Genomic DNA, 25738 nt, shown 5'->3' on the forward strand with positions numbered 1-25738 from the left:
GAAGTTCTCCCGATGTAGAGGGTGTTGTCTGTCTGAGGTGCGCGTGGTCTGTGGTGGGGGTGTCAGGTCACGGTGACCACCACCGAGTGCCAGCCGGAGGCGCCGTCGGGGACGGGGCGGGCGCGCTTGTCGGTCTGGGTGTAGCCGGTGCGGTCGGTGGCACGGACTTCGAGCGTGTGGGTGCCGGACTTCGCAGGCCACCGCCACCACCACTGCCGCCAGGTGTCGACCGGGCCCTCGGCAGCCAGTTCGGCCCGCTGCCAGTCACCACCGTCGACACGGACCTCGACACCGTCGATGCCCTTGTGCTGGGCCCAGGCGACCCCGGCCACGGCCACCGTGCCGGCTGTGAGGCTCGCGAACGGCTTCGGGGTGTCGATCCGGGACTCGGTCTTGATGGGCGCCCTGGCTGCCCAGTCGCGCTTGACCCAGTACGCGTCGTACGCATCGAACGTGGTCAGCTCGATGTCCTGGAGCCACTTGCACGCGGAGACGTAGCCGAACAGCCCGGGGACGAGCATGCGGACGGGGAAGCCGTGCTCGAAGGGCAGCGGCTCACCGTTCATCCCGACGGCCAGCAAGGCGTCCCGTCCGTCCATGACCGTCTCGACCGGGGTGCCGATCGTCATGCCGTCGACGGAGCGGGCGAGGAGTTGATCGGCGGGGCCGCCCTTCGACGGGGGCCGCACGCCGGCCTCACGCAGCAGCTGGGCGAGCCTGACACCGAGCCAGCGGGCGGTCCCGACGTAGGAGCCACCGACCTCGTTGGACACGCAGGTCATGGTGATGTCGCGTTCGATCAGCGGCCTGGCCAGCAGCTCCTGGAAGTCAACCGTCAGCGGCCGGGTGACCCCCTTGCCATGGATGCGCAGCTTCCACGTACCGACGTCCACGCGCGGCACGGTCAGTGCCGTGTCGACGCGATAGAAGTCGCGGTTGGCCGTGGTGAACGGGCTCAGCCCCGGCAGCTTGAGATCCGCCCCGCGCGGCAGCTTCGGCGCGGCCGAGTCGGGCGGGGGAAGCGTCACCGTGGCCCGGGACGCCGCGGCCTGCTTGGTGCCGGCGGCATTCAGCCGCAAGCCGAGGAACCCGATGCCCGTGGAAGCCGCAGCCACCCCGGCCACACCGACGACAAAGCCACGGCGGTCCATCCCCGAGGCCGTCGAGGGCGCCTTCCATGGCCGGCCGGACGCAGCCGGGCACCCGGCCAGCAGATAGAGCACCGCCGCCGCGACCAGGGCCCCCACCACAGAAGGGACCGCATCCAGCGCCCCGGGCGAGTCGGGACGTCCCGTGGCCGCCCAGGCGCCCACCGCCCCGAAGAGGAGGACGCCCGCCGAAGCCACCCTCCGCAGCCGCTGCGCCAGCACGCCGAGCGCCATCGCGAAGACCGCGAGCACGACGAGGATGCCCAGTTGCAGGACCAGCTTGTCGTCGGTTCCGAAGTTCCGGATCGCCCAGTCCTTGACCACCGCGGGCGTACGGTCGATGGCCGCGCCGCCCACCGCCGTGACCGGGCCGGCCTCCGGCCTCACTGCGACAGCGGCCAACTCCGCCACGGCAAGCGCCGCGTACCCGGCGACCAGGCCGCTCAGCGCACCCGGGGCCGCGTGCAGAAGGGTCCTCTGTCGCGTACTCATGCCCGGGATTCGGAGCCCCCGCGCGGGCGGATTGGTCTACTTCGCCAGAGATTTCCCGGCCCTGACGAGACGAGACACTTCACGGCAGCCCCGCCGGCCGGCCGCCACGGCCCGCCCCTCGGCCGTACCACCACGGTCTGCGGACACCTTCGGGCCGCGGTCTGCGTTGTCCACTCGGCAAGGGCCCGGGTCGTTGCCGCTTGCCGTGCCGCTCACCGCCCGGCCCCCGCCAGCGAGTTCAGGGTGGTGGTGAAGCGCGAGCCGGGCGGGCAGCAGGCGGCGACCTCGACGGCGTCGGCGGCGGTGTCCACATCGCGCAGCACCGGCAGGTCGCTCACGCTCAGCCCCGCTTCGGCGAGTCGGCGCCGCTGGATCGCCCCCGTGCGGTCGGTGGACATCGGCACGCCTCGTACAAGGGCTGCGGCGCGTGCCGGGTCGGCGAAACCCAGCGCCCAGAATCCGCCGTCCGCGGCCGGTCCGAACCAGGCATCGGCGCCGTCCCGGCCGACCTGCGCAAGGAGGTCCGTGGTCAGTTGGGGGGTATCCATCCCGACCAGGAGGGCCGGTCCACGGTCACAGTGGCCGAAGGCGGCCGCGATCCGCTCGTCCAGGCCACCGGCGCCCTGGGACACGATGTCGAATCCGGCCGGCATCCAGGGGCCGGGAACACCGTCGAGAACCAGGATTCGGCGCCGGACGCGGGCCCTGAGCACCGTGTGCAGGGTGTCGGCAAGGGCTGCCTCGGCCAGAGCGGCCGCCTCCTGGGGCGTGTAGGGCGGGGTGAGCCGCGTCTTGACCCGCCCCGCCACCGGTTCTTTGGCGATGACCAGCAGCGTGTCCGTGAGCCGGGCGCTCACCGCCCGGTTCCTGGGGTGGTCGCCGCGGACACCGGGCCGGTGACGGGCCGCTCGGCGAGGACGGCCCGCATATCCCGTACCGCCTGCCAGGTGCCCCGCCAGGTACCGGTGACCTTGGAGCGGCCCGTGCGCGGGTAATACGGCACATCCGTCTCCGCCACCCGCCAGCCTGCGTCGGCGGCACGGACCACCATCTGGAGCGGGTAGCCGGAGCGTCGGTCGGTCAGGTCCAGAGCGAGCAGGGCCTGGCGGCGGGCGGCGCGCATCGGGCCCAGGTCGTGCAGCCGCAGTCCGGTACGCCGGCGGATCAGACGGGCCAGTTCCAGGTTGGCCAGGCGGGCGTGCAGTGGCCAGGAGCGGCGTGTGACGGGCCTGCGGCGGCCCAGTACGAGGTCGGTGGAACCGTCGAGGACGGGCCCGCCGACAGCGGGCAGAAGTGCGGGATCGAGGGAGGCGTCGCAGTCGCAGAAGCAGACGACGTCGGCGGTGGCGGCGGTCAGGCCGGTGTGGCAGGCGGCGCCGAAGCCGCGCTGCGGCTCGTGGACGACATGCGCCCCGAGGGCGCGGGCGATGTCCGCCGAGTTGTCGACGGAGCCGTTGTCGACGACGATCGCGCGCCAGCCCGAGGGGATTCGGCCCAGCACCCACGGCAGGGCCTCGGCCTCGTCGAGACAGGGCAGCACCACGTCCACAGGAGAAGCCGAAGAAGGGGATGTCTCGGTCATGCCGCTCACTCTATGGAGAAAGGATTCATAGGGAGCAAAAGGGAATTTGCGGATCGCTGACACCCTCTGCTGCTTCCGCCGAATGCCGACTGGCGGTGCGAGACTCGGTGGCGCTGAATCCGTACGGGAGGGGGCCGGCCCTTCGTGTGCGTCGGGGCCGGAATTCCGGGCCGGAGGGAACGTCAGCCGGTTCGTAGCGAGGCCGTCGCGAACTCCGCCATTCCCTCGGCAAACGCGACCTCCGGCTTCCAGCCCAGTTCGTCCCGCAGCCTGCGCGAGGAGGCGGTGATGTGGCGGACGTCGCCGAGCCGGTACTCCCCCGTGACAACCGGCGTCCGCCCACCGTGCGCCGCTGCCAGGGCGGCGGCCATCTCCCCCACCGTGTGCGGCTCGCCGCTGCCGACGTTGTACGCCTGCGTGGTCCCCTCCGGCAGACCGGGCAGACCGTCCAGGGCCGCGAGGTTGGCCCGGGACACGTCCCTGACATGGACGAAGTCCCGCCGCTGGCCACCGTCCTCGAACACCCGCGGTGCCGCACCGCGCTCCAGCGCGGACCGGAACAGCGCGGCGACGCCGGCGTACGGGGTGTCACGCGGCATCCCGGGCCCGTACACGTTGTGGTAGCGCAACGCGGCCACCCGCCCGCCGACGGCACGCGCCCACGCGAAGGCAAGGTGCTCCTGCGCGAGCTTGGTGGCGGCATAGACGTTGCGCGGATCGAGCGGGGCGTCCTCGGCCACCAGGCCGGGCACGAGCGGCTCACCACACCTCGGGCAGGGTGGTTCGAAGCGTCCCGCCTCCAAGTCGGCCACCGTGCGCGGCCCCGGCCGTACGACACCGTGCTCCGGGCACTCGTAGCGCCCTTCTCCGTAGACCACCATCGAACTCGCCAGCACCAGACGCCGCACCCTGGCCCCGGCCATACCGGCCAGCAGCACCGCGGTGCCCAGGTCGTTGCAGCCCACGTAGGCGGGGGCGTCGGCGAAATCCTTGCCGAGCCCGACCATCGCCGCCTGATGACAGACGGCGTCGACCCCCCGCAGGGCCTCGGCCACAGCCTCCGGGTCGCGGACGTCCGCATGTCTCCAGTCCACCCCGTCGGGGATCGGCGGGGACGTGCGGTGCGCGGCGGGCAACAGCGCGTCGAGCACGCGCACGCCGTGCCCGGCGCCGGTGAGGGCGGTGACGACGTGCGAACCGATGAAGCCCGCACCTCCGGTGACCAGGACCAACATGCCACCGACCGTACGGCCACGGGCCCGCCCGGCGGCCGAACGGCGCCGGAACACCGGGAATGCGTCAGCCTCCCGCAGCAAGCTGGGCCGAGCCGGGCGATGCGGCCGCCACCGTCAGCAGGCCGAAGCCCCCGCGGTCCGCGGTCTGCTGAAGCCCACCGGCTCGCGCCGCAACGGCCTGTTCGGCTGTCGGGGTGGTCGTCGGCGACCGACCGTGCCGCTGCCGCCGGCCCGGCCGCCGGGCCATCACGATGAGCGGCACACCGCCGGCCGGACCGAGCCGCCCATACCGCGAACGATGTGATCCGCTGTGTCGAACCGTAAGGTCAGCGAACGGTCAGCCGTCCCGGCTCAGGGTGACGCGGTGGCGAAGAGTGCGCAGAAGCGGGAGTGCCGACGCGATGTGTGGGCGGTGGTGGCCGCGGTCGTGCTGTTCGTGCTGGCGGTGGTCATCGGACGACTCCTCAACAGGACCGTCTACGGTTCGGAGGGGATTCTGCGGCTGGGGTGGCCTCCGCTGTATGCGTGGTGGCTGCCGCATGCCGGCCCGGGGACGCCGGCGGCTCTCGCCGTCGCCGCGCTGGTGGTGGTCTACGGCCCGCCGACTGCGCGGCGTCTGTCGTGGCGGGCGCTGGTGCCGGCCGTCTGGGGCGCGGCAATGGCATGGACGTGGTCGCTGGCGCTCGTGGACGGTGGGGAGCGTGGCGTCGCCGGGCGGCTGACCAGCAGTCTGGAGTACCTGCGGGCGGTCGACCGCGTGCACGATGTGCCCGCTTTCCTGCGGGACTTCACGCACCACATCCTGGTCGGCTCGCCCCACATCTGGCCGGCGCATGTGGCCGGCCACCCGCCCGGCGCACTGCTGACGTTCGTCGGCCTGGACCGTATCGGGTTGAGTGGTGGCGCCTGGGCGGCAGCCTGGTGCATCACCGTCGGGTCGTCGTTCGCGGCCGCGGTCGTGGTGACCGTGCGGGCGCTGTGTGGTGAGCAACTGGCCCGGCGGGCGGCCCCGTTCCTGGTGCTGGCCCCGGCGGCGGTGTGGATCGGTGCCAGCGCCGACGGCTATTTCGCCGGTGTCTCGTCCTGTGCGGTGGCACTGCTCTCGCTGGCGGCCACCCGCACCACACGTATGCCCGGCCTCGCTGCTGTGGGTGCCGGTCTGCTCATGGGGCTTGCCTGGTACCTCTCCTACGGCCTGACGGTCCTCGTCGTACTCGGTGCCGCCGTCCTCCTCCTCGCCCGGTCGGCCCGTCCCCTCCCGCTGGTGATCCTGGGAGTGCTGCCGTGGGTGGCGGCCTTCACCGCCGCCGGGTTCTGGTGGCTCGACGGCTACACGGCCCTCGTCGAGCGCTATTACCAGGGTGCCGCCAAGGTGCGCCCGTACGGCTACTTCGTCTGGGCCAACCTGGCCGCTCAGGTGCTGACAGTGGGCCTGGCGACGGTCGCGGGTCTGTGCCGAGCCGCCGGACCTCTGCGGCCGGCCGTGCGGGGGATGCGGCGTAGGTCACCGGCTGGGCGTGGTGCACTGTCGGTGCTGGTCGCCGCGGCGTTGTGCATGATGCTGCTCGCGGATCTGTCCGGAATGAGCAAGGCAGAGACCGAACGGATCTGGCTGACCTTCGCGGTCTGGCTGCTCCCCGCCTGCGCGCTGCTGCCACGCCGGGCTCATGCCGGGTGGCTGGCCGCCCAGGCCGTCCTCGCCCTCCTCGTCAACCATCTGTTGCTGACCGGCTGGTGACGGCGGCACGGCCTGGGTCCGTACCGGGAGCCGCCATCCAGCAACGCGGCATCCGCTGCCGTACCTTCCCTCAGTCTTGATGCCGTGTGTGTGCCGGGCCGGAGCCGGCCGACCGCTTCAGTTCGAGGAAGTGGCGGTCGCCGACCGACCAGTGTCCGCCCGGCCGCCACCCGGTGACCGCTGCCGTGCGACGCAGCGCGGCAACGCCGACACGGGCCCAGGGGAAGGGCACTCCCAGGCGGCCACGGCCGTCATCGAACCGCACACGCAACCGTTCGTCGACGTCCTCAGCGGCCGCCTCCACCAGCAGCAGGCTTCCACGAGGAGTCACCAGGCTCCCGATGCGCTCCAGCAAGGCCGGCGGGTCGCCGCCGATCCCGATGTTGCCGTCCATGAGCAGCGCCGTATTCCAGAGCCCCTCACCGGGAAGCCGCTCGAAGACGGATCGGCACAGCGCCGCGCCTCCGGTGTCGGCGGTCCGCGCGACGGCGGCACGGTTGATGTCGATGCCGAGCACGAGGTGGCCGAGCGCCCGGAGAGCGCTGACCAAGCGCCCCGGTCCACAGCCGATGTCGAGGACCGCCCCTTTGCACCGCCGCAGGACGCTCATGTCGGCGGGGTCCGGAGCAGCGCACCAGCGGTCCACCTCGGACGACAGCACACCGCCGTCCATACGGCGCATGTAGAGGGGGCCCCGGCCGTCCCGCAAGGCGTGCGCATACGGGTCCTCGTGCAGGGGCCCGGAGCCCGGCGGCAGCTCTGGCGCATGCTCTTCGGTGCTCACCGGGCAGGTGCCTTCGCCGCGCGGAGCCGGTCGCGCGGGGTGGCGCCGGTGGTATCCGTGGGCATCAGGACGTCCCACAGCAGGCTGCGGTCAGGCCGACGGACCGGAAGCCCGGGGCGGGTTGCCCGGCCCAGGACCGCCGGTGTGGTGCGTTCAGGTGCGCGGGGCATCGGGATTTCCCTGCCGACCCTTTCTCGGAACTGGTGGCCTTGGTTACGCCTGGTGCCGGCCGGGCGCCTTCGGAGGGGCTTTGTGCGCTCGTGGCCGGGGCGCACGCGCACGCCACATGGCGACCAGCAAACACACCGCGGAGGCTGCGAAGAGGGCAGCCGTGATCAGCAGCCAGCGGCCCCAGAACACCTCGGCCGGCAGGCCGGTGTACGAGGTGAAGCCCGGGACCCGGTTCAGGATGAGCGGATACCAGACGAGGAGCAGCAGGAGGGCCACGAAGACAGGCACGCGGAGGTAGTTGATCCGGCCTGTCAGCGCGTGCGAGCTGTCCGTCGCGTCCCGTCCGCGCCGGAAGGCCCATTGCACCACTCGGTCGGTGACGGTGTAGAGGGGGAGGAAGACCACGTCGTGCAGGAGGGCGGCGCCCACGAACCAGAGGACGACGCCGAGCGTGTCTCCGTTCAGCAACCGCAGTCCCGCATAGCCGGCCAGCGCGAAGGAACACAGCACGAGCAAGAGGTGCAGCGGTGATGCGCCGTAGCGGGTGCGGAAGCCCTTCACTGTGCTGCTCCGAAGGTGAGGCGTGTGACCCATTTGGTGTTGTGCACACCGGGGTTGGCCGGGACGATGATCCGCGCCGGATAGCCGTGGTCCGGGGAGAGGTCCGCGCCATTGACCCGCAGGGCGAGCAGTGACCTGGGGTCACGCACCTGGTTGTCGCGCAGGTGGGTGGAGCTGAAGGCTCCGCCGCGCTGGGCGGACTCGACGAACACGCCCGGCGGGCTCTGCCGCTGTCCGACCAGGGCAGCCAGGTCGGAGAGCCGTACCCCGCTCCAGAGCTGGTCGTCGGTGGACCAGCCCTCCACGCAGGCGATCGGCAGGGCTGCCGTGTACTGCGGCAGCGCCAGCACCTGCCCGCGGGTGAAGATCCGCTCCCGGCCGGGGCCGCGAACGACCAGGCGCCAGTCGGGCCCGATGTCGCGGGCACGGATACCCACCTCCGCCGCGGTCTTGTTGATCTGAAAGCCATTGGGGCCCTTTCCTGGCTCCTGCCCGTGCGGTGCCAGCAGCGCGGTCTTGCGCAGGGCCCCGCCGATGCTCTGCCCGGCCGTCACGACGAGCAGTGCCAGCGAGCCGGCGCCCACCAGACCGAGCGCGCCCCGCCGCGACATCGTGGGCGGCGCGGGGTGGGGCGTCACCAGGCCGGTGTCATCCGCCGCTTCGGGCGTCGTGCGGGCGGCGGGGGTACGCAGGACGCTCCGGAAACGACGGCTTCGCAGCGCCCTTGCCATGGTGGGAATCCGGAAGGCGATGTGCACGACGAAGGCTCCGATGAAGACCCAGGCGCCGTAGAAGTGCAGGGTGTAGAAGGACCCGGGGAAGATGTAGTGGAGCTGGATGTTGAGCACACCGGTGACGAACTCGAACAGCACACCGCCCACGAGGAGCACCAACGAGAGCCGCTCCAGCGCATGGCTCGGTGAACGCACCGGCGGCCAGGTGAACAGCTTGGGGACGACCGACCAGAGCTTCGCCAGCAGGATCGGGATCAGCACCACGCCCAGCGTCACGTGGATTCCCTGGGTGAGGCGGTAGAGCCAGTACGGGCTGGTCGGCCAGGAGAAGAGATAGAAGCCGAGCCAGCCCTTGCCCGGCGTCTTGTCGTTGCCCGGTGCCAGGTTCGGGTTGTACGCGGCGTAGGACAGCAGTCCGGTCACGAACAGCACCGTGATGCCGACCAGGAGGATCAGCCCGAACACCGACGTCAGCCACGGTCCCCGCAGCGGACTGCGCCAGAAGCCCGGCCGTGTGGGGCCCGGCGGCGGAGTGTTCAGCAGTGCGGCAAGGCGCCGGCGACGACCGGGACGGGGCGTGGCAGCCCTTTCGGTGAGGGGGGAGGCGCCGGTGGCCCGTCGACGTGCGGAACTCCCTCGCGGTGGCGGGCTGCTGTCCGTCGCCTTGTCAGGCTGTCGCTGCGGCCTGGCACGACGAGGCTCGCCCTCACGGTCGCTGCCCTCCACATCGATCCCCTCACGGTGGCCGGTGCGACATGATCGCCGCCCAGGACCCACCGTATGCAGCTCGATGCGCAAATCACCCTTTGCCGCACATTGCGGAACTCATTCGGCCTCACACCGACCTCACCGCAGCCCAGACGGACTCCCGACGCGCAGAGGAGTTGAGGACCAGGTCGGAGACCTGGGCCTGGTTTGTTGGCTGGGGCGGTTCAGGCGTCGCGCACCCGGTCCGTGCCGGAAGGCCGAGCGCGCGCCTGCCCCTCAGGGGCGAGCTGCTCCAGCAGTTCGCGAATTCGCTTCTCGATGTCGTCGCGGAGGGGGCGGACGGCCTCGACGCCCTGTCCGGCGGGGTCGGGCAACTGCCAGTCGAGGTACCGCTTTCCGGGGAAGACGGGGCAGGTGTCACCGCAGCCCATCGTGATGACGACGTCGGACGCCTGCACGGCTTCGATGGTGAGCACCTTCGGCGCCTCGGCCGAGATGTCGATGCCCACCTCGGCCATCGCTGCCACGGCGGACGGGTTCACGGCGTCGGCGGGGGCGGAACCGGCGGACCGCACCTGGACCCGGTCGCCTGCAAGGTGGGTGAGGAACGCGGCGGCCATCTGTGAGCGGCCGGCGTTGTGGACGCAGACGAAGAGGACGGAGGGCAGGGGGGCGTCAGGCATGCGCGGGGTCTTCCTCTGCCAGGGGCGTGCGGGTGGTGAAGAAGCGCCGGGCGTAGAGCGCGACGTAGACGAGGCCGATCAGTACCGGCACCTCGATGAGTGGGCCGACGACACCGGCGAGGGCCTGTCCGGAGGTGGCGCCGAACGTGGCGATGGCTACCGCGATGGCCAGCTCGAAGTTGTTGCCGGCGGCGGTGAACGCGAGCGTCGTCGCGCGGGGGTAGTCGAGGCCGACGGAGCGCCCCAGTGCCATGGAACCGGCCCACATGAGAGCGAAGTACACGAGCAGCGGCAGGGCGATGCGGGCGACGTCGAGCGGCTGCGAGGTGATCGCGTCGCCTTGCAGCGCGAAGAGAACGACGATCGTGAAGAGCAGGCCGTACAGGGCGAACGGGCCGATGCGCGGGATCAGCTTGGACTCGTACCAGGTACGCCCCTTGATCTTTTCTCCGATCCGGCGGGTGAGGTAGCCGGCGGCGAGCGGGATGCCGAGGAAGATCAGCACGCTGCGGGCGATCTCCCCTACGGACACGTCCCCAAGCTCTCGGCTCCGCTCGAACAGGGGAGACCCCAACCCGCCGGACTGCTCAAGGCCGAGCCACCCGGGCAGCACGGACAGGTAGAACCAGCCGAGCGCCGCGAATGCGATCACCTGGAACACCGAGTTCAGAGCGACCAGGACGGCGGCGGCCTCGCGGTCGCCGCACGCGAGGTCGTTCCAGATGATCACCATGGCGATGCAGCGGGCCAGCCCGACGATGATCAGGCCCGTGCGGTACTCGGGAAGGTCCGGCAGGAGCAGCCACGCCAGCGCGAACATCAGCGCCGGGCCGACGATCCAGTTCAGCAGGAGCGAGGGCAGCAGCAGACGGCGGTCGCGGGTGACGGTGTCGAGCCGGTCGTAACGCACCTTGGCGAGGACCGGGTACATCATCACGAGCAGGCCGAGCGCGATCGGCAGCGATACCCCGGTGACGGTGACTTCGGCGAGGGCGTCCCCGAGGCCGGGAACGATGCGCCCGAGGCCGAGACCGGCGGCCATCGCGGCGAGAATCCACACGGCGAGGTACCGGTCGAGGAACGACAGGCGACCGGCGACCGCCGTGTCAGGTGCGGCGGTCACGCGGTCGCCTCGGCAGCCTCCGCGGAGACGGGCAGCGGCTCGCCTGCGGGGCGTGTCAGGATGCCCGCGAGGCGGTCGGTCATCTCGGGCAGCAGCCAGTAGTAGACCCACGTACCGCGCCGCTCACAGTCGATGAGACCGGCCTGCCGAAGCAGCTTGAGGTGATGCGAGATCGTCGGCTGCGACAGGTCGAACGCCGGGGTCAGATCGCAGACGCAGACCTCGCCGCCGGCGCGCGAGGCGATCATCGACAGCAGGCGCAGCCGCACCGGGTCGCCCAGTGCCTTGAACACCTTCGCCAGCTCTTCGGCCTGGCCCTCATCGAGGGGCGCGGTCAACAGCCCCGGGCAGCACGCACCCGCCTCGTCGCCCTGACCGAGCACCACAAGCTCTTGTTTCGACATCCCTCTATGTTGACAGTCATCTATTCAAGGCACAAGCTTGCATCGAAGGACATCAATGCACGCCGATCGGAGGCACGTCATGTCCCGTGCACAGCTCGCCCTGCGCGTCAGTGACCTCGAAGCGTCGATCGCCTTCTACTCGAAGCTGTTCGGCACCGAACCGGCCAAGCGACGCGAGGGCTACGCCAACTTCGCCGTCACCGAGCCGCCCCTCAAGCTCGTACTGATCGAGGGCGAGCCCGGACAGGAAACCCGCCTCGACCACCTCGGGGTGGAAGTCGAGTCCACCGGCCAGGTGACAGCCGCGACGACCCGGCTCAAGGACGCCGGCCTCGCGACGTTCGAGGAGAACGACACCTCGTGCTGCTACGCCGTGCAGGACAAGGTGTGGGTGCACGGCCCCGGCAAGGAGCCGTGGGAGGTCTATGTCGTCAAGGCCGATGCCGACACGCTGGTTCAGCAAAGCGTGGAGGCCGGCGTTCCCTGGAAGGGTCACGGCCGGCCCCGCCCAGGGCTCAACCCGTGTACGTGAATTCGTCGGCCGGGCCGGTGGGCGACGTGGCCACGCCGACCGTCACGGTGATGTCCACCGTCTTCCACTCCGGCCGCCGAAGCGGCACCTTCGCGGTGATCTGGGTCGGTGACGCGACGGTGACCGCGCTCAAGGCGACGTCCTTGATCCGCACGGCCGCCCCCGCTGCGAAACCCGAGCCGCTGATGGTGACCTGAGTGCCGGCCGTCCCGCTGCGCGGGAAGACCCCGCTGACCACCACGGGCGCGGGGCCGCCGTCGTAGGCGAACCGCCCCAGGGGAACGGCGGGCGACGTGCCGAGCATCGTGGTGACGCGAACGTCGACGATGCCGTGGCCGTCGGGCGCGGTCGCGGTGATCTGCGTGGCGGAGTCGACGTTGAACACGCTGCACGGGATCGTGCCGAAGTCGACAACACTGTCCTTGGTGAATCCGCTGCCCGTGATGGTGACGGTGACCGACTTACCGCCCCACCCGTAGGTGGGACTCACCGAGGTCACCACCGGGCCGGCAGGGACGACGGGGGCGCCCAGCAGGGTCAGGTACGTGGAGTTGGCGTGCTGGAACGCGACCTGGCCCAGGAAGTCGGCGGTGGTGTGGTTGACGAGCCCGCTGTCGTACTTGGAGTAGGTGCCATTCACCGTTTTGGGGTTGGCGGCATTGGGCTGAACGTAGGCGTTGTCCTTCCGGAGCCCGTCGATCACCGTCAGCAGGCCCTTCACCTCGTCGTTCGCCGTCGGGCCCGGGGCCGGGTACCAGCTCTTGGCCGTCAGCAGCTCGGACCAGGCGCGCGGGACCAGGTCGTATGCGTTGACCCAGCGCTCGTTGAGGCTCCACGGCCGGGAGCCGACGTAATCGGCGAAGCTCTTCAGGCCGGCGGTGGGGGCGGCGAAGGTGACGAGTGCCAGCCGCGGCGTGTTCGGCTGGATGGTCTGGGCCTGAAGGTAAGTGCCCAGCGTGGTGGCGATGCACCCGCCAAGGCTGTGGCCGGTCACGTAGATCGTGGGCTGAGGGGAGGACGGTACGGATGTCAGGAGGGCGGAGAGCGCCTGCACCAGCGTTGCGTCCGAAGGGAGGACGATCTCCGGCCGGCCGGACTCGCCGCCCGGTGCCTGCTCGGTGGCCACCGCCGTGATGCCGCGCGCGTTGATGATCTGTGTGAACGCGGCCATGGCACCGGCCGAGACGGCGATGTCCGTCGAACCGCCGGCGGTGAACGGCACCACCGTGCCGACATCGAGGTCCTCCATCATGTCGACGGGATTGCCGATCGTGCCGCGGATGGCCACGGCAATCTGGTTCGAGCCGTCGGAGTTCCAGGCGAGGTACGCAAGGTTCGCGTTGTCCGGGCTGAGCGCCAGCCACATCAGCTCCCACGAGCTGCCCGTGGCGAGGCCGGCGTTGTTCAGTTGCGCGGTGATGCCGAGCCTGGCGCGCTGGAGCTGATCCCGCAGGGATTCACCCGACGGGCGTGGGGTCGCGGCCGTGGCTGCGATCGCAGAGAGGGTCATGGTGACCTGGGCGGGGGTCGGGGCCGACTGGGGCGCCTTCGTCATACGTGCTCCTTGCATGTCAGCGGAGCGGAGTGGGACGCGGCGGCTTGGTACAGGCGTCCGGGGACCTGAACCCCCGATTCGCCACCTGGCGGCGTGCACCACTCCGGCTGTCGTGTTGATCACGTTCATCCTGTTTCGTGGTGCGGCCGCCCACGACGTTGCGACCCCGCAGAGCGACGGATTTCAGGCTCCTGGCCCAGTCCCCGACCGGGCGGCGCCCCGTCAGCCGGGGGCGCCAGGACATCACCGGGGCGCCGTCGGCATGCCAACCGTCGGCGGCCGCAGCGCCAAAGGTCAGGCGCCGATGGCTCGTTTCGACGTCTCCACTTTGTCGCTGGCTCGGGCGCTTCGCTTTCGTCACCGTTCCGCAACAGCCGTGAACCGCCTCGGCGGGTGCCCCGTACAGCCCCGTGTGTGCGGCCCAGTTGGCCGCGGCGTTACGCAGCGAGGGAAGGAATCGGCATGGCCGGCGGCAACATCCAGATCAGCCCGGACGAGATGCGGGAGGCGGCGACCTGGCTGCAGAACCAGAAGGAACTGATGCAGCAGAGCCTGCACGAGGCCAACACCAAGATGGACGAGATGGTCGAGGCGGCCTACGCCACCCCCGGCTCGGAGACCAAGTTCCGCCCGTACTGGGAGGAGTACAAGAACGGCACCGAGAAGGCGATCGAGGGCCTGCAGGGCGTCAGCGAGTTCATCAAGCAGGTCGCCGACGCGTTCGTCGACACCGACGACCAGACGTCCGGCGCCATCGGCTGACGTGCCCCGTACCGTCCGGCCCCGTCCTCGCGGTGAGGGCGGGGCCGGACGGCCGGAGCAGGAGAGGAGACACCGGTGGGCCGCATCAGCGTTCCCGTGCAGGACCTGAAGGACACCGTCAAGGAGCTCCAGAACATCGGCGATCTGATCGGGAACTCCGCGACGCTCTACCACGCCGCCGGCGGCTCGGGCGACTTCAAGAGCATGGCCGGCGACAGCACGCTCGCGGACGCCCTCGACGCGTTCGACAAGGCGTGGGTGGCGGGTCACGAGCGGGTTCACGACAACGTGAAGACGTTCGCCGACAACACGGACACGATCGTCGAGAACTTCACGCAGACGGACGACGAGACCATCAAGTCGCTGGACGAAGACCAGCAGGACGCGTGACGGAGGAACGTCGCGCCGAAGGGAACAGCGCCATGTCGGAACCGACCACGGAGCAGCCGGAGGCGGCCGCGCCCGCGGAATACAGCCTGAGGTTCCCCGATTCGTGGTGGCATCTCGACCTCGACCCGAGCACGCGGGACGCGTCGATCCGCCGTCGCATCGAGGCACAGGTGGAGAAGTCCCCCCAGCTCACCCGCGAGCGGGTGGACGGGCTGATCCGCGACACCCGGCGCATCGCCCGCGAGGCGCATGCACAGGGTGCGCTGCGCGCCTCGGGAATGATCAGGATTCTCCGCGCGGGCAGCGAGCCGCTGGTGCTCAGCGCCACGACGGTGGTGCTGCGGATCACCGTTCCCGAGGGGGAGTCGGAGGATCTGGCGGACCTCGTCATGGCCGCCGGCGTGCAGCTCGGCACCGAGGCGGAAGGCACCGGACTGCCGCCCGGCGAGGTGGAGTTGGTGGAACTGCCGCATGCCGGGGCGGCCGGGCGGATCTCCCGCGTCGAGGACGTGGACTACCAGGGGAAGCGGGTTCCCACCGCGGTGCGGCACACCCTCGTCCCGGTGCCCCGCACCCACGACTACCTGGTGATCGCCAGCTCCACTCCCAACGTGGATCTGGCGGAGCAGTTCTACGAGGTCTTCGACGCGATCGCCGAGTCGCTCCGCTTCGACGGCCGGGCCGACACGGACGACGCAGCCGACACGACCGACGCAGCACAGGGAAAGTGAGGTCGCGACCATGGCGCGTCCAGCGGTGTCCGATTGGGAAGACGTCTTCGGGTTCTCGGACGACCCGACCCCCGGCGATGCGGACATGCTCGGCGATCTGGCCCGCCAGTACCGCTCCGTCGCCGACAACGCGGGCGACGCCCTGCCCCTCGTCTCCGGCCTGGAGAACAACCAGGTCGGCGAGGGCAAGACGATGGACAAACTCCGGGACAAGCTGGGCGACCTGGCCAACCAGGTGCGCAAGCTGCACAGCTCCTACGACCAGGCCGCCGGCGCGCTCGACACCTACGTCCACTCGCTACGTGATCAGCAGCGCAACGCCGACAACGCCTTGGAGAAGGGACGCGAGGCAAAGGACCGCCTCGAGTCCGCCACCGACGTGGTCAAGGCGGCCGGCGCCGACATCAGCCACCTCGACGGCCAGAAGCACCCGCCGGACGACAAGGAAGCCCGCGCCGGCACCCGCCGCGCCCTCGACGAGGCCCACAGCAAACAGTCCAGCGCCCAGGCACGGGCCGACGACGCCCAGGCCGACCTCGACGCCGCCCGCATGCTCGCCGAGGACGCCCGCCAGATCCGCGAGGAGGACGCCGCCGTCGCCGCCGGGAAACTGGACGACGCCCGCGACGAATCCGTCGACGGCTACAGCCTCTGGGACAAGATCAAAAAGGCCTTCAGCAAGGCCCTCGCCATCATCAGCGCCGTGCTCGGCGTGCTGGCAATGCTGGTGCCCGGCCTGCAAGGACTCGGGATCGCGCTCACCATCGGGGCCTTCGTCGCCGGCGCGGCATCACTGGGCATCAACATGTCGATCATGGCCGAGACCGGCGACTGGAACATCGCCGAAATCGTCCTCGACGTCGTCGGCCTGGTCGCGGGCGGCGGCGCGCTCCTCAAGGGCGTCAAGGGGATCGGCTCGGCCCTCAAGAACGTCAAGCCCAACTCCGTCAAATCGCCAAACTCCCGTCTCACCGGCCGCGGCGTCGACACGCGCACGTGCGCGACCGACCCGGTCGATGTGGCCAGCGGCGAAATGCTGTTGCAGCAGACCGATCTGGCGCTGCCCGGCGTCCTGCCGCTCGCGGTCTCCCGGACGTATCTGTCGTCCTACCGCTACGGCCAGTTCTTCGGCCCCTCCTGGGCCTCCACCCTCGACGAGCGCCTGGAGGTCAACGAGCGGGGGCGGGTGTCATGGACCCGGGAGGACGGGTCGATTCTGTTCTATGCGGGGCTTCCCGGTGCCGAATCGAGCGAGCGCGAGGGGGTGCTACCCGAGGAAGGTCCGCGTCTCCCGCTGGCCCGTGCGGGAACCGGCACCGAGGACCGGGCCACCTATCGCGTCGCCGACCCGCACACGGGTCTCGTGCGGACCTTCGCGGACCACCCCGACGACGAGAACGGCCTGTACTGGCTGAGCGGTTGGCACGACCGCAACGGCAACGAGGTCACCGTCGAGCGCCTGGAAGACGGCACCCCGACCACGCTGCTGCACTCCGGCGGCTACCGCGTCGACGTCCGCTGCATCGCCGGCCTGATCACCGGCCTCTCGGTCGCCACACCCGACGGCCCCGTCGAGGTCATGTCCTACGAGCACGACGCGGACGGCAACCTCACCCACGTCGTCAACTCCTCCGGCCGGCCCCTGCTGTTCGGCTACGACGAGCAGTCCCGCATCACCTCCTGGACGGACCGGAACGCCTCCACGTACCGCTACGTCCACGACGACGAGAACCGCGTCACCGAGACCGTCGGCCCCGACGGCTACCTCTCCTCGCAGTGGTCCTACGACACGGTCGAGCACCGCACCCACTACACCGACGCCTGCGGCGCCACCACCGTCTACCAGCTCAACGACCGCTACCAGGTCGTCGGTGAGACGGACCCGCTGGGCCACACCACCACCTCCGAGTGGGACCGCTACGACCACCTCCTCGCCCGCACCGACGCCCTCGGCCACACCACCCGGTACGAGTACGACACCGCCCACAACCCCACCGTCATCGAGCTCCCGGACGGCAGCAGGTCCACGGCGACGTACAACGAGCTGAACCTCCCGCTCTCCTCGACCGGTCACGACGGGACGACCTGGCACTGCGCGTACGACGAGCGGGGCAATCCCACTGCCATGACCGGGCCGGACGGGGGCACCCTCAGGTTCACCCACGACCGCGCAGGTGCCATCGCGACCGCAACGGACGCCTCGGGCGCAGCAGCCACGTATGACAACGACGCCGCCGGTCTGCCCCTCTCCCTCACGGATGCCTCCGGCGGAACCGCCCGGCTCGAACGCGACTCGTTCGGCCGCCCCACCGTCCTCACCGACCCACTGGGTGCGATCACCCGCACGGTATGGACCGTCGAAGGCCGCGTATCGGAGCGCACGGCAATCGACGGCCGCACCGAACGCTTCACCTGGGACGGCGAGGGCAACTGCCTCACGCACACCAACCCCGCAGGCGCCACCACCCGTTTCGAGTACACGCATTTCGACCGGCTCGCGGCGCGTACCGACCCCGACGGCGCCCGGTCCACCTTCGTCCACGACGCCGAGCTCCGCCCCATCCGAGTCACCAACCCGCAGGGCCTGACCTGGGATTACACCTACGACCGGGTCGGCCGTCTCATCAAGGAGGCCGACTTCGACAACCGCGAAATCCGTTACGCCCACGACGCGCTGGGCCGGATCACCTCCCGCACGACACCGCTCGGCGAGGAGATCGGCTACACGTACAACGCACTCGGTCAGCTGACGTCCAAGGACGCGGCCGGGGTGCGGACCGACTACACCTATGACGCCGCGGGCGCGCTCCTGCGCGCGGTGTCCCCCACCTCCACGCTCACTTTCGAGCGGGACATCTCGGGGAACCTGCTGTCGGAAACCGTCGACGGACGCACCACCCGCTACACCTACGACTTCATGGGGCGCCGCACCTCCCGCACCACGCCCACCGGCGCGTACACCGAACTCGCCTACGACCAGGCAGGCAACCGCACCTCCCTGACCTCCGACGGCCACCGGATGGAGTTCGCTCACGACCTCCTCGGCCATGAACTCGTCCGCGCACTGGGCACGACCGCCTCGCAGGTCGCCATGACCACAGCCTGGGACATGGCTGGCCGCCCCGTCGCACAGGGGCTCACCACCCCGGGCGGGGTCGTCCGGGCCGGCACCTACGCGTACCGGGCGGACAACTACGTCTCCGCCATCACCGACGAGGTGAGGGGGACGAGCAAGGAGATGGAACTGGACCGGGTGGGACGCCCGTTGACGGTCACCGCCGAAGGCTGGACCGAGTCCTACGCCTACGACCAGGCAGGCAACCAGACCGCGGCCAGCTGGCCCGACAAGGCGCCGCGCACCGAGGCCCGGGGCTCCCGGACCTACACCGACACCCGTCTGCTCTCCGCCGGCACGGTCCGGTACGCATACGACGACGCGGGCCGCATGGTGCTGCGGCAGAAGCACCGCCTGTCCAAGAAGCCCGACATCTGGCGCTACGAGTGGGACGCCGAGGACCACCTCGTCGCCTGCGTCACCCCCGACGGCACCCGGTGGCACTACGCCTACGACCCGATGGGCCGCCGCACCGCCAAGTACCGCATGGCGGAGGACGGCGTCACCGCGGCCGAAGCGGTGCACTTCACCTGGGACGAAACGCGCCTCGCCGAGCAGACGGACGGCACCACCGGCGTCATCCTCACCTGGGACCACGACGGCCACCGCCCCCTCACGCAGCTGGAGCGCAAGCCGGGAGGCCAGGACGGGTTCGACTCCCGTTTCTTCGCCCTCGTCACCGACCTGGTCGGCACTCCCACCGAACTGGTCGATGAGCAGGGCACCATCGCCTGGCGCTCCAGTGCCACGCTGTGGGGCGTCACCACCCGCAATCGGAACGCGATCGCTCACACACCGCTGCGTTTCCCGGGGCAGTACGAGGACCCCGAAACGGGCCTGCACTACAACTACTTCCGGCACTACGACCCCGAGACCGCCCGCTACACGACGCCGGACCCGCTCGGCCTCAAACCCGCCCTCAACCACCACACCTACGTCAAGAATCCCCTGGCGTGGACCGACCCCCTCGGCCTCGCGCCCTGCACTGCGACGTACGGCCCGCTGACCAACGGCGCCGGCAGCTCCATGAAGGTCAAGCTGGGGCCCAACTCCAACTTGGCCGGAAAGCCCCCGACGATTAAGCCCGCCTGGTGGCCGACCGGACAGGGGCCCACAGCGCTGTGGTTCCAGAAGCAGATGGTGCAAGGACATCTGCTGAACGAGCATCTCGGCGGGCCGGGCCACACCCTGAGCAATCTGACCCCGTTGACGAAGACCGGAAACCTGAACCACCTCAACTCCATCGAACGGACGGTGAAGAGGGAAGTGGCAGCAGGAAACACGGTGGAGTACGAGGTCATCGCGCACTACGGGAAGGTCTCCGGGGCGGACCTGGGGGCCACTGGCCAGGTTGCCGCCGACATCGACCGGAACTACTCGTCGCTGATTCCCGAGTACCTCTCGTGCTACGCCACGGTGTACGACAAGCAGGGCGCCCACATGTACGGAGAAGGCTGGCAAGTGCGCAACACGAAGTGACTCGGGCGACGCCGATTCTCACGCCGCGAACCGTATCGAATTCGAGGTTGCGCGTGACATAGCCGCGTACACAAGGAGAATCTGAACGGGGACGGCGTTCAACGCCGGCGCCTCGCGCAGTAGCGAACGCCGTCCGCACACCACAGAGGGCTCCCGCCGAACTCGTCGGCGGGAGCCCTCTGTCGCGCAACCCGTGGGATCAGCCCTCGTGTGCCGGGAGTACCGTCTCCGGGACCTGCACCGTGCGCAGCACCCCGTCGCCCAGGTGCAGGATCGCCCGCCCCGGGCGGGTGGCGCCCAGGCGGCTGCGGGGCACCTTGACGCCGATCAGCTCGCCGTCGCTCATGTTCTGCGGCTTCAGCAGCAGTCCGCACCGGTTGCGGCGGGCCTCGGTGTGCCAGCCGGAGAAACCGGAGGAGAGACGGTCGGTCTGCCCGGCGATCACCAGGCCGCGGCCGGTCTCGGCACCGGACTTGGCGATCTGGGTGAGGACCGGCTCGGCCTTCGTCTTCAGCAGCAGATCGGCGTCGTCCAGGAGCACCACGGCCCCGTCCGGCGCGGCGGCCAGGGCCGTCTCCAGGGCCGTGGGGTCGAGGTCGGAGTCGTCGAACACCGCGAGCACGCCGGGCCGTCCGGCGAGGTGGCGCAGCGGCGAGCGGGCGGGGGCCCCGACCACGACCGGGGTGCCGGCCGAGAGCAGAGCCAGCGCCAGCGTCGACAGGACGGTGCTGCGTCCCGAGCGGGCGGGACCGGCGACGAGGAACGTCGGGGTGACGGTGAAGTCCGGTCCGACAGCGGTGAGTTCGTCGCCGCCGACGCCGGCCAGCGCCCAGCGCGCGGAGCGCCGGGCCGGGACGAACCGGGCGGCCTCCTCGAAGGTGAGCCGGTCCGGCAGGGTGTCGACGCGGAACGGCCGGGTGGCATCGGGCAGCCGGTCCGCCCGCTGCCGGCACTCCTCGGCGATCTGCTGGAGCGCCGCGGCCTGCGCCTGGCCCTCCGGATTCCCGGTGAGGAGCGCGATCTGCACCTCGGCCTTGTCGGCGGCGCGGAAGGCGCGGCCCGGCGGGATCTCGTCGGGCACGTTCCGCTGGGTGATGCCGATCATTCCGTACTCGGACTTCTCGTTCAGCTTCAGGACGAGTTTGTCCTCGGTGGAGCTGTTGACCCGGCTGGAGAACAGCGCCCGGTCGCCGGTCATCACCAGGTGGATGCCGGCGCTCGCGCCGTCCCGGAGCAGGGTCAGCACGGAGTTCAGCAGGTTCCCGGCGTCGTACTCGCCGAGCTGCTTGTCGAAGACCTCCCACCGGTCGAGGAACAGCACGAGGTGCGGCGGCCGTTCGTCCTCCGGCAGGGCGCGGCGCAGCTCCGTCAGGTCGGCGCTGCCGCGGGCGGCGAGCATCTCCTGCCGCCGGGTCAGCTCAGCGGTCAGCCGGGCGAGCAACCGGGCCACCCGGTCGGGCTGGGTGCGCTGGGTGACGGCGCCGCAGTGCGGCAGGCCCTCCATGGCCAGCAGCGCGCCGTTGCCGCAGTCGATGCCGTACAGGTGCAGTTGGGCCGGGGAATGGGCACGGGCCAGGGACCCGGCGATGGTGCGCAGGGTCTGCGACCGGCCCTGCCGGGGCGAGCCGATGATGTGCAGGTGCCCGAGCGTCGCGGGGTCGATCACCAGGGGGAGCCGGGCCTGCTGTGCGGGCAGGTCCACCACGCCGTACGCGACCGGCGCGAGGTCGTAGTCCGAGGGCGGGGCCGGCGGCAGGTCGGCGGTGACCAGCTGCTCGGGCAGCGGCGGCAGCCAGGGGCTGTGCTGCGCGGGGATGCCCATCTCCCGGTCCGCCTCGCGGATCGCCGCGACGAGTCCGGTGAGGTCGGTCTCCGCCTCGGCGGGGGCGGCCGCGGCGCGGGGCCGGGACGGCAGCGGCTCGCCGAGCCGTTCCCAGCCGACCGCCACCGCCCAGGGCGCCGGCAGCGAGACCGCGGCGGCACCGGGCCGCCGCCCGCCGACCCGTCCGGACTGGAACGGCACGAGGGAGTTCTGGCCGAAGCGCACATAGGCACGGCCGGGAGTGCTCTGCGAGATCCCGGCGGCCTCCGAGGAGTTGAGGACGTCCTGGCTCTCGCCGGCGTCCGTCACCCGGAGCGCGATGCGCAGGTTGGTGTTGGCGCGGATCTCCGAGGAGACGACGCCGCTGGGGCGCTGGGTCGCCAGGATCAGGTGGATGCCGAGGCTGCGGCCCCGCTGCGCGATGTTGACCAGGCCCTTCACGAAGTCCGGCAGGTCGCGCACCATCGAGGCGAACTCGTCGATGACGATGAGCAGCCGGGGCATCGGGGTGTGGCCCGCGGGGTTGCGCTCCAGCAGCTCGACGTAGTCCTCGATGTCCTTGGCGCCGGCCGCGGCGAGGATGTGCTCGCGCCGGGTGAGTTCCGCCGTCAGCGACACCAGGGCCCGCTCGACGAGGTGGGCGTCGAGGTCGGTGACCATGCCGACGGTGTGCGGCAGGTCCACGCAGTCCTTGAACGCGGAGCCGCCCTTGTAGTCGACGAGGACGAAGGTCATCGCGTCCGGACGGTTCGCCACCGCGAGCGAGGCGACCAGCGTCTGGAGGAGTTCGGACTTGCCGGAGCCGGTGGTACCGGCGACCAGCCCGTGCGGGCCGTCGCGCTTGAGGTCCAGGAAGAACGGGCCGTCCAGGGAGACGCCGACGGCCGCCCGGGTCGAGCGGCCCCCGGCCGTCCAGCGGGCCCGGATGCCGTCGGCCCGCGGCGGGTCGAGGGCGAGCACGTCGAGCAGCCGCGCGGAACCGGGGAGCACCGCGGCCTCCTCCTCGTCCCCGCCCGGGTCCCGCAGCGGCCCCATCGCCCGGGCCAGCGAGCGGCACCAGTCCACCGACACCGCGTCGGGCCGGATGCCCCCGACGGTGGCCCGCCCGGAGCGGCCCACCCGCACGGTTCCGCCGGGCTCCTCGGTGACGACGGCGTGGCACTCCTCGGGCAGCAGCCGTTCCTCGGCGTCCAGGCAGACCGCGCGGACGCCGACGGACGGTCCGTCGCGCAGGATCTGCGTCACGCCGGGCAGCGAACGCAGCCGGCGGGCCCCGTCGAGGACGACCAGCACGTCGGGCCCGGCGGTCCGGCTCCGGCGGTCCTCCCGTCCGGCGCGTTCGGCGATCAGCGCGGTCAGTTCGGCGACCCGGCGGGCGCAGGTCTCGGTGCCGTAGCCGATGCTCGCCGGGGTGTCGCCGGACCTCTTGCGCACATGCGGCAGCCAGCGCAGCCAGGACCAGCCGTCGCGGCCCGGCCCGCCGGTCGTCAGCAGGTGGATCTGGAGGTCACGGGGGCTGTGCAGGACGGCGGCCTGGGCGATGGCCCACCGGGCCACGGCGCGCGCGGCCGGGCCCTCCCCGGCGATGCCCAGCACGTCGTGCTCGCGCAGCGGGACGGTCACCGGGACGTCGTAGGCGGTCCACGGGTCCTGGCGGCGGTGTTCGTCCTTGGTCGGGTCCGTCAGCACCACGTCGGAGGGCAGGTCGGCGGTGCCGATGCGCAGTTCCAGGAAGTCCGCGTCCGAGGTGCGGCGTTCCCACAGCCGGCGCCGGGGACCGACGGCGGTCAGGACGACCTCGGCCGGGTCCGGGAAGCCACGGCGCCGGGCGGTGCGTTCGGCCGTCAGGGCCTGCTCCGCGTCGCCCTCGATGCGTGCCTTCTTCTCCTCGTAGGCGGCGACCGTGTCGGAGTGCGACTGGCGTCCGTTGCGCCGGCTCATCAGGTAGTTACCGATGATCACGACCGGGGAGAGCAGCCCGAAGAACAGCATCTGCATCCGGCCGAGGGCCAGCGCGCCGACCACCGCCATCACCAGCGGGGCGGCCGCGGTGATCCACGGGAGCGGCCGGGCGGCGGGCGCCCCGGGCGGCGAGGGCAGGGTGAAGCGGGTGGCGTTCTCGGCCGGCCGCAGCCGCGGCGGCCTGTTGTAGTCCCGGCCGGTGCCGTCCTCCGACGGCTGCACGGCCGCGTCCGGCCGTTGCGGGAGGGCGAGTTCGAGCAGGCAGCCGCCGACGAGGAGCTGGGCTCCGGGCGGCCAGGCGGTGGCCCCGGTGAGGTCCTCGCGGTCCAGTTGCGCGGGGCCGCCGTCCGGCGCGGCCGCGTCCGGCGCCACCCGGCAGCGGCCGGCGGGACCCACGGTCAGGACGGCGAACGGGCGGTCCGGTACGGCGCGCAGCACCTGGGCGGTCCCGTCATGGGCCAGTCCGATCCGGTACTCGCCGAGGTCGAGCCGGTGCACCGCGCCCGCCCCGCTCCCGCCGACCGCACGGACCTCCACCAGTCCGGCCGGTTCGGCCGACGCGGTGCCCGCCGGGCGGCCCAGGCCCACGATGGCCGCCTGGTGCAGCGGCGCGTCCCGCAGCCGCAGATCCGCGGGCAGCAGCCGGTCCCCGGCGTACAGGCCGAGGCCCTCCGGGGGCCGCTGGATGCCACCCGCCCCGGCCAGCGCCTCCGCAACGGCGCCCACGGGCGTGTCGGGGTCGGCGTCGAGGTGGACGTCGAACGCGTCACCGTCCCCCTCGACCACGGTCAACATCAACGACACGAAACGTCCTCCAGCCGGCGTGAATGCGGGGGCCGCGGGAGCCATGCTCGGCGGCTCCCGTGCCACTGACGGGACCTACGGAGGCGGTCGGCGAACGGTTCACGGACGGCTCCCGGGCGGCTGGCGGACCACTGCCGGACGGCTCACCGAGCGCCGGTGAACCGTCCGCGGCCGCGCCCCGTAGTGGCCTTCGGGTGCACGGCGCCGCGACTCCGCCGCGATGCCGCCCCGCTTTTGCCCGTCCCGGCTCCGCCGCCGGGGCGCCCCGACAAGGAGTCAGAAGATGATCTGGTACGTCCTGGCCGTGGTGCTGGGGCTGGCGCTGATCGGAGCGGTGACCGCGCTGGTCGTCACCGAACGGCGGCCCCGCCCGCCGAAGCCCGCCACCGCCTCGGCCGCCGTCGTGGGGCGGGAAGCGCTGGACGTGGTCAACGCGGGCCTGCGCCGGCTGACCGGCGAGTGCCTGCGCTCCGGCCGGTCGCTGCCCGACCTGTACGCCGTCGTCTACTCCGAGAAGCGGCTCGGACTGCTGCTGGCCGGTGCGGAGGAGACCGCCCCCGCGCCCTGGACCGCAGAGGCGGACGGCGAGCGCTGGACGATCTCGCCCGACGCCCTGCACCGCCCCGGCCCGGAGGGCGAACCGGCCCTGCCGTACGCGCTGACGGTGACGGTGGGGCTGGACGGCGCCGACCGGGTGCTGGTCGACCTCTCCCGGGCGGCGGGGCCGGTCTCCGTGGCGGGACCGGACGAGGAGGTGCGCGGCCTGGCGCGGGCCGTCGTCACCGAGGCGCTCGCCGGCCCGGTGGGCGCTCTCGCCGAGGTCACCCTGATCGGGTCCCTGGCCGGAGACGGACTCCTCGGCCCCGATGCGCCCCGGACCTCGCGGCTGCACACCGCGGCCAGCCTGGAGGAGGCGTTCGCCCGCGCGGCGTCGGCGGGCGCAGAGCCGGAGTCCGGGTCGTCCGAGGTCACCCAGATCTTCCGGCTGATCGAGGGCAGCAGCCGGATCGCCGTCCGGGGCGAGGCGCCGCACCTGTTCGTCGTGGACGCCTCACAACTCCCGCGACGGGAGGGCGCGTTGGACGGCCTGCGGCGCGGGGACGCGCTGCTGGTGCTCGGCGACGCACCCGCGGGGTGGCGCTGGCGGGCCGGTACGGGCGGATCGCTGGACACCGGGCCGCTCGGCCTGGAGATCACCCGGCACGCGGGACGCTTCGCCTGAG

Annotated in this window: 19 protein-coding genes; 7 read left to right on the forward strand and 12 right to left on the reverse strand. The window is 71.5% G+C overall.

Annotated elements, in window-relative coordinates; all coding sequences use genetic code 11:
* Window positions 1–62: 62 nt before the first annotated feature.
* The 4 genes from ACGFN2_RS20135 to ACGFN2_RS20150 form a co-directional block, all read right to left on the reverse strand.
* Window positions 63–1640: a molybdopterin-dependent oxidoreductase gene (locus tag ACGFN2_RS20135; RefSeq protein ID WP_393362204.1), complete on the reverse strand. Its 1578-nt coding sequence runs from the start codon at window positions 1638–1640 to the stop codon at window positions 63–65.
* Window positions 1641–1852: 212 nt separating this feature from the next.
* Window positions 1853–2497, reverse strand: coding sequence for a DUF2064 domain-containing protein (locus tag ACGFN2_RS20140; protein WP_393362207.1), 645 nt, complete (start codon window positions 2495–2497; stop codon window positions 1853–1855).
* Complete coding sequence (locus tag ACGFN2_RS20145) at window positions 2494–3222, reverse strand: glycosyltransferase family 2 protein (RefSeq protein WP_393362210.1); 729 nt, start codon at window positions 3220–3222, stop codon at window positions 2494–2496. Before ACGFN2_RS20145 ends, ACGFN2_RS20140 begins: the two co-directional genes overlap by 4 nt.
* 182 nt (window positions 3223–3404) lie before the next feature.
* Complete coding sequence (locus ACGFN2_RS20150) at window positions 3405–4457, reverse strand: NAD-dependent epimerase/dehydratase family protein (protein ID WP_393362213.1); 1053 nt, start codon at window positions 4455–4457, stop codon at window positions 3405–3407.
* 364 nt (window positions 4458–4821) lie between these two features.
* Here ACGFN2_RS20150 and ACGFN2_RS20155 point away from each other — a divergent pair, with 364 nt between their 5' ends.
* Window positions 4822–6195: a hypothetical protein gene (locus ACGFN2_RS20155; RefSeq protein WP_393362215.1), complete on the forward strand. Its 1374-nt coding sequence runs from the start codon at window positions 4822–4824 to the stop codon at window positions 6193–6195.
* Between the two features lie 70 nt (window positions 6196–6265).
* Here the strand turns inward: ACGFN2_RS20155 and ACGFN2_RS20160 are convergent, their stop codons facing one another.
* The 6 genes from ACGFN2_RS20160 to ACGFN2_RS20185 all read right to left on the reverse strand — a co-directional run bounded on the left by ACGFN2_RS20160 (window position 6266) and on the right by ACGFN2_RS20185 (window position 11363).
* The gene (locus ACGFN2_RS20160; RefSeq protein WP_393362218.1) at window positions 6266–6979 is read right to left on the reverse strand and encodes a methyltransferase domain-containing protein; all 714 of its coding nucleotides are present in this window, start codon (window positions 6977–6979) and stop codon (window positions 6266–6268) included.
* Window positions 6980–7192: 213 nt separating this feature from the next.
* Window positions 7193–7711, reverse strand: a complete 519-nt coding sequence (locus tag ACGFN2_RS20165) for a hypothetical protein (RefSeq protein WP_393362221.1) — start codon at window positions 7709–7711, stop codon at window positions 7193–7195.
* Complete coding sequence (locus ACGFN2_RS20170) at window positions 7708–8988, reverse strand: molybdopterin-dependent oxidoreductase (protein WP_393362436.1); 1281 nt, start codon at window positions 8986–8988, stop codon at window positions 7708–7710. Before ACGFN2_RS20170 ends, ACGFN2_RS20165 begins: the two co-directional genes overlap by 4 nt.
* Before the next feature lie 389 nt (window positions 8989–9377).
* Complete coding sequence (locus ACGFN2_RS20175) at window positions 9378–9836, reverse strand: arsenate reductase ArsC (protein WP_393362224.1); 459 nt, start codon at window positions 9834–9836, stop codon at window positions 9378–9380.
* A complete protein-coding gene (arsB, locus tag ACGFN2_RS20180) occupies window positions 9829–10959 on the reverse strand; it encodes an ACR3 family arsenite efflux transporter (protein WP_393362227.1) in 1131 nt (376 codons plus the stop codon). The genes ACGFN2_RS20175 and arsB overlap by 8 nt, the downstream gene beginning before the upstream one ends.
* Window positions 10956–11363 (reverse strand): ArsR/SmtB family transcription factor, encoded by a 408-nt coding sequence (locus tag ACGFN2_RS20185; RefSeq protein ID WP_393362230.1) that lies wholly within the window; start codon window positions 11361–11363, stop codon window positions 10956–10958. Before ACGFN2_RS20185 ends, arsB begins: the two co-directional genes overlap by 4 nt.
* A 79-nt stretch (window positions 11364–11442) precedes the next feature.
* Here ACGFN2_RS20185 and ACGFN2_RS20190 point away from each other — a divergent pair, with 79 nt between their 5' ends.
* Window positions 11443–11895: an ArsI/CadI family heavy metal resistance metalloenzyme gene (locus tag ACGFN2_RS20190; RefSeq protein ID WP_393362232.1), complete on the forward strand. Its 453-nt coding sequence runs from the start codon at window positions 11443–11445 to the stop codon at window positions 11893–11895.
* Here the strand turns inward: ACGFN2_RS20190 and ACGFN2_RS20195 are convergent.
* Window positions 11879–13450 carry an IPT/TIG domain-containing protein gene (locus ACGFN2_RS20195; RefSeq protein ID WP_393362235.1) on the reverse strand — a complete coding sequence of 524 codons (1572 nt, stop codon included), beginning with the start codon at window positions 13448–13450 and terminating at the stop codon, window positions 11879–11881. The genes ACGFN2_RS20190 and ACGFN2_RS20195 overlap by 17 nt on opposite strands.
* 462 nt (window positions 13451–13912) lie before the next feature.
* On the opposite strand from ACGFN2_RS20195, the gene ACGFN2_RS20200 reads away from it, so the two are divergent.
* The 4 genes from ACGFN2_RS20200 (at window position 13913) to ACGFN2_RS20215 (ending at window position 19927) form a co-directional block, all read left to right on the forward strand.
* A complete protein-coding gene (locus ACGFN2_RS20200) occupies window positions 13913–14212 on the forward strand; it encodes a WXG100 family type VII secretion target (protein WP_393362238.1) in 300 nt (99 codons plus the stop codon).
* Between the two features lie 75 nt (window positions 14213–14287).
* Window positions 14288–14602 carry a hypothetical protein gene (locus ACGFN2_RS20205; protein WP_260639542.1) on the forward strand — a complete coding sequence of 105 codons (315 nt, stop codon included), beginning with the start codon at window positions 14288–14290 and terminating at the stop codon, window positions 14600–14602.
* Window positions 14603–14634: 32 nt separating this feature from the next.
* Window positions 14635–15333 (forward strand): hypothetical protein, encoded by a 699-nt coding sequence (locus ACGFN2_RS20210; RefSeq protein WP_393362241.1) that lies wholly within the window; start codon window positions 14635–14637, stop codon window positions 15331–15333.
* 25 nt (window positions 15334–15358) lie between these two features.
* On the forward strand, window positions 15359–19927 hold the full coding sequence (locus tag ACGFN2_RS20215) for a DUF6531 domain-containing protein (RefSeq protein ID WP_393362244.1): 4569 nt from the start codon (window positions 15359–15361) through the stop codon (window positions 19925–19927).
* A gap of 199 nt (window positions 19928–20126) precedes the next feature.
* Here the strand turns inward: ACGFN2_RS20215 and ACGFN2_RS20220 are convergent, their stop codons facing one another.
* Window positions 20127–24506 (reverse strand): FtsK/SpoIIIE domain-containing protein, encoded by a 4380-nt coding sequence (locus tag ACGFN2_RS20220; RefSeq protein ID WP_393362439.1) that lies wholly within the window; start codon window positions 24504–24506, stop codon window positions 20127–20129.
* 292 nt (window positions 24507–24798) lie between these two features.
* Between ACGFN2_RS20220 and ACGFN2_RS20225 the strand changes: the two genes are divergently transcribed.
* On the forward strand, window positions 24799–25737 hold the full coding sequence (locus ACGFN2_RS20225; RefSeq protein ID WP_393362247.1) for a hypothetical protein: 939 nt from the start codon (window positions 24799–24801) through the stop codon (window positions 25735–25737).
* Window position 25738: the final 1 nt, after the last annotated feature.

Origin of the sequence: Streptomyces sp. NPDC048612 (genome assembly GCF_043199295.1) — a bacterium.
In the GTDB taxonomy this organism is placed as follows: Bacteria; Actinomycetota; Actinomycetes; order Streptomycetales; family Streptomycetaceae; genus Streptomyces.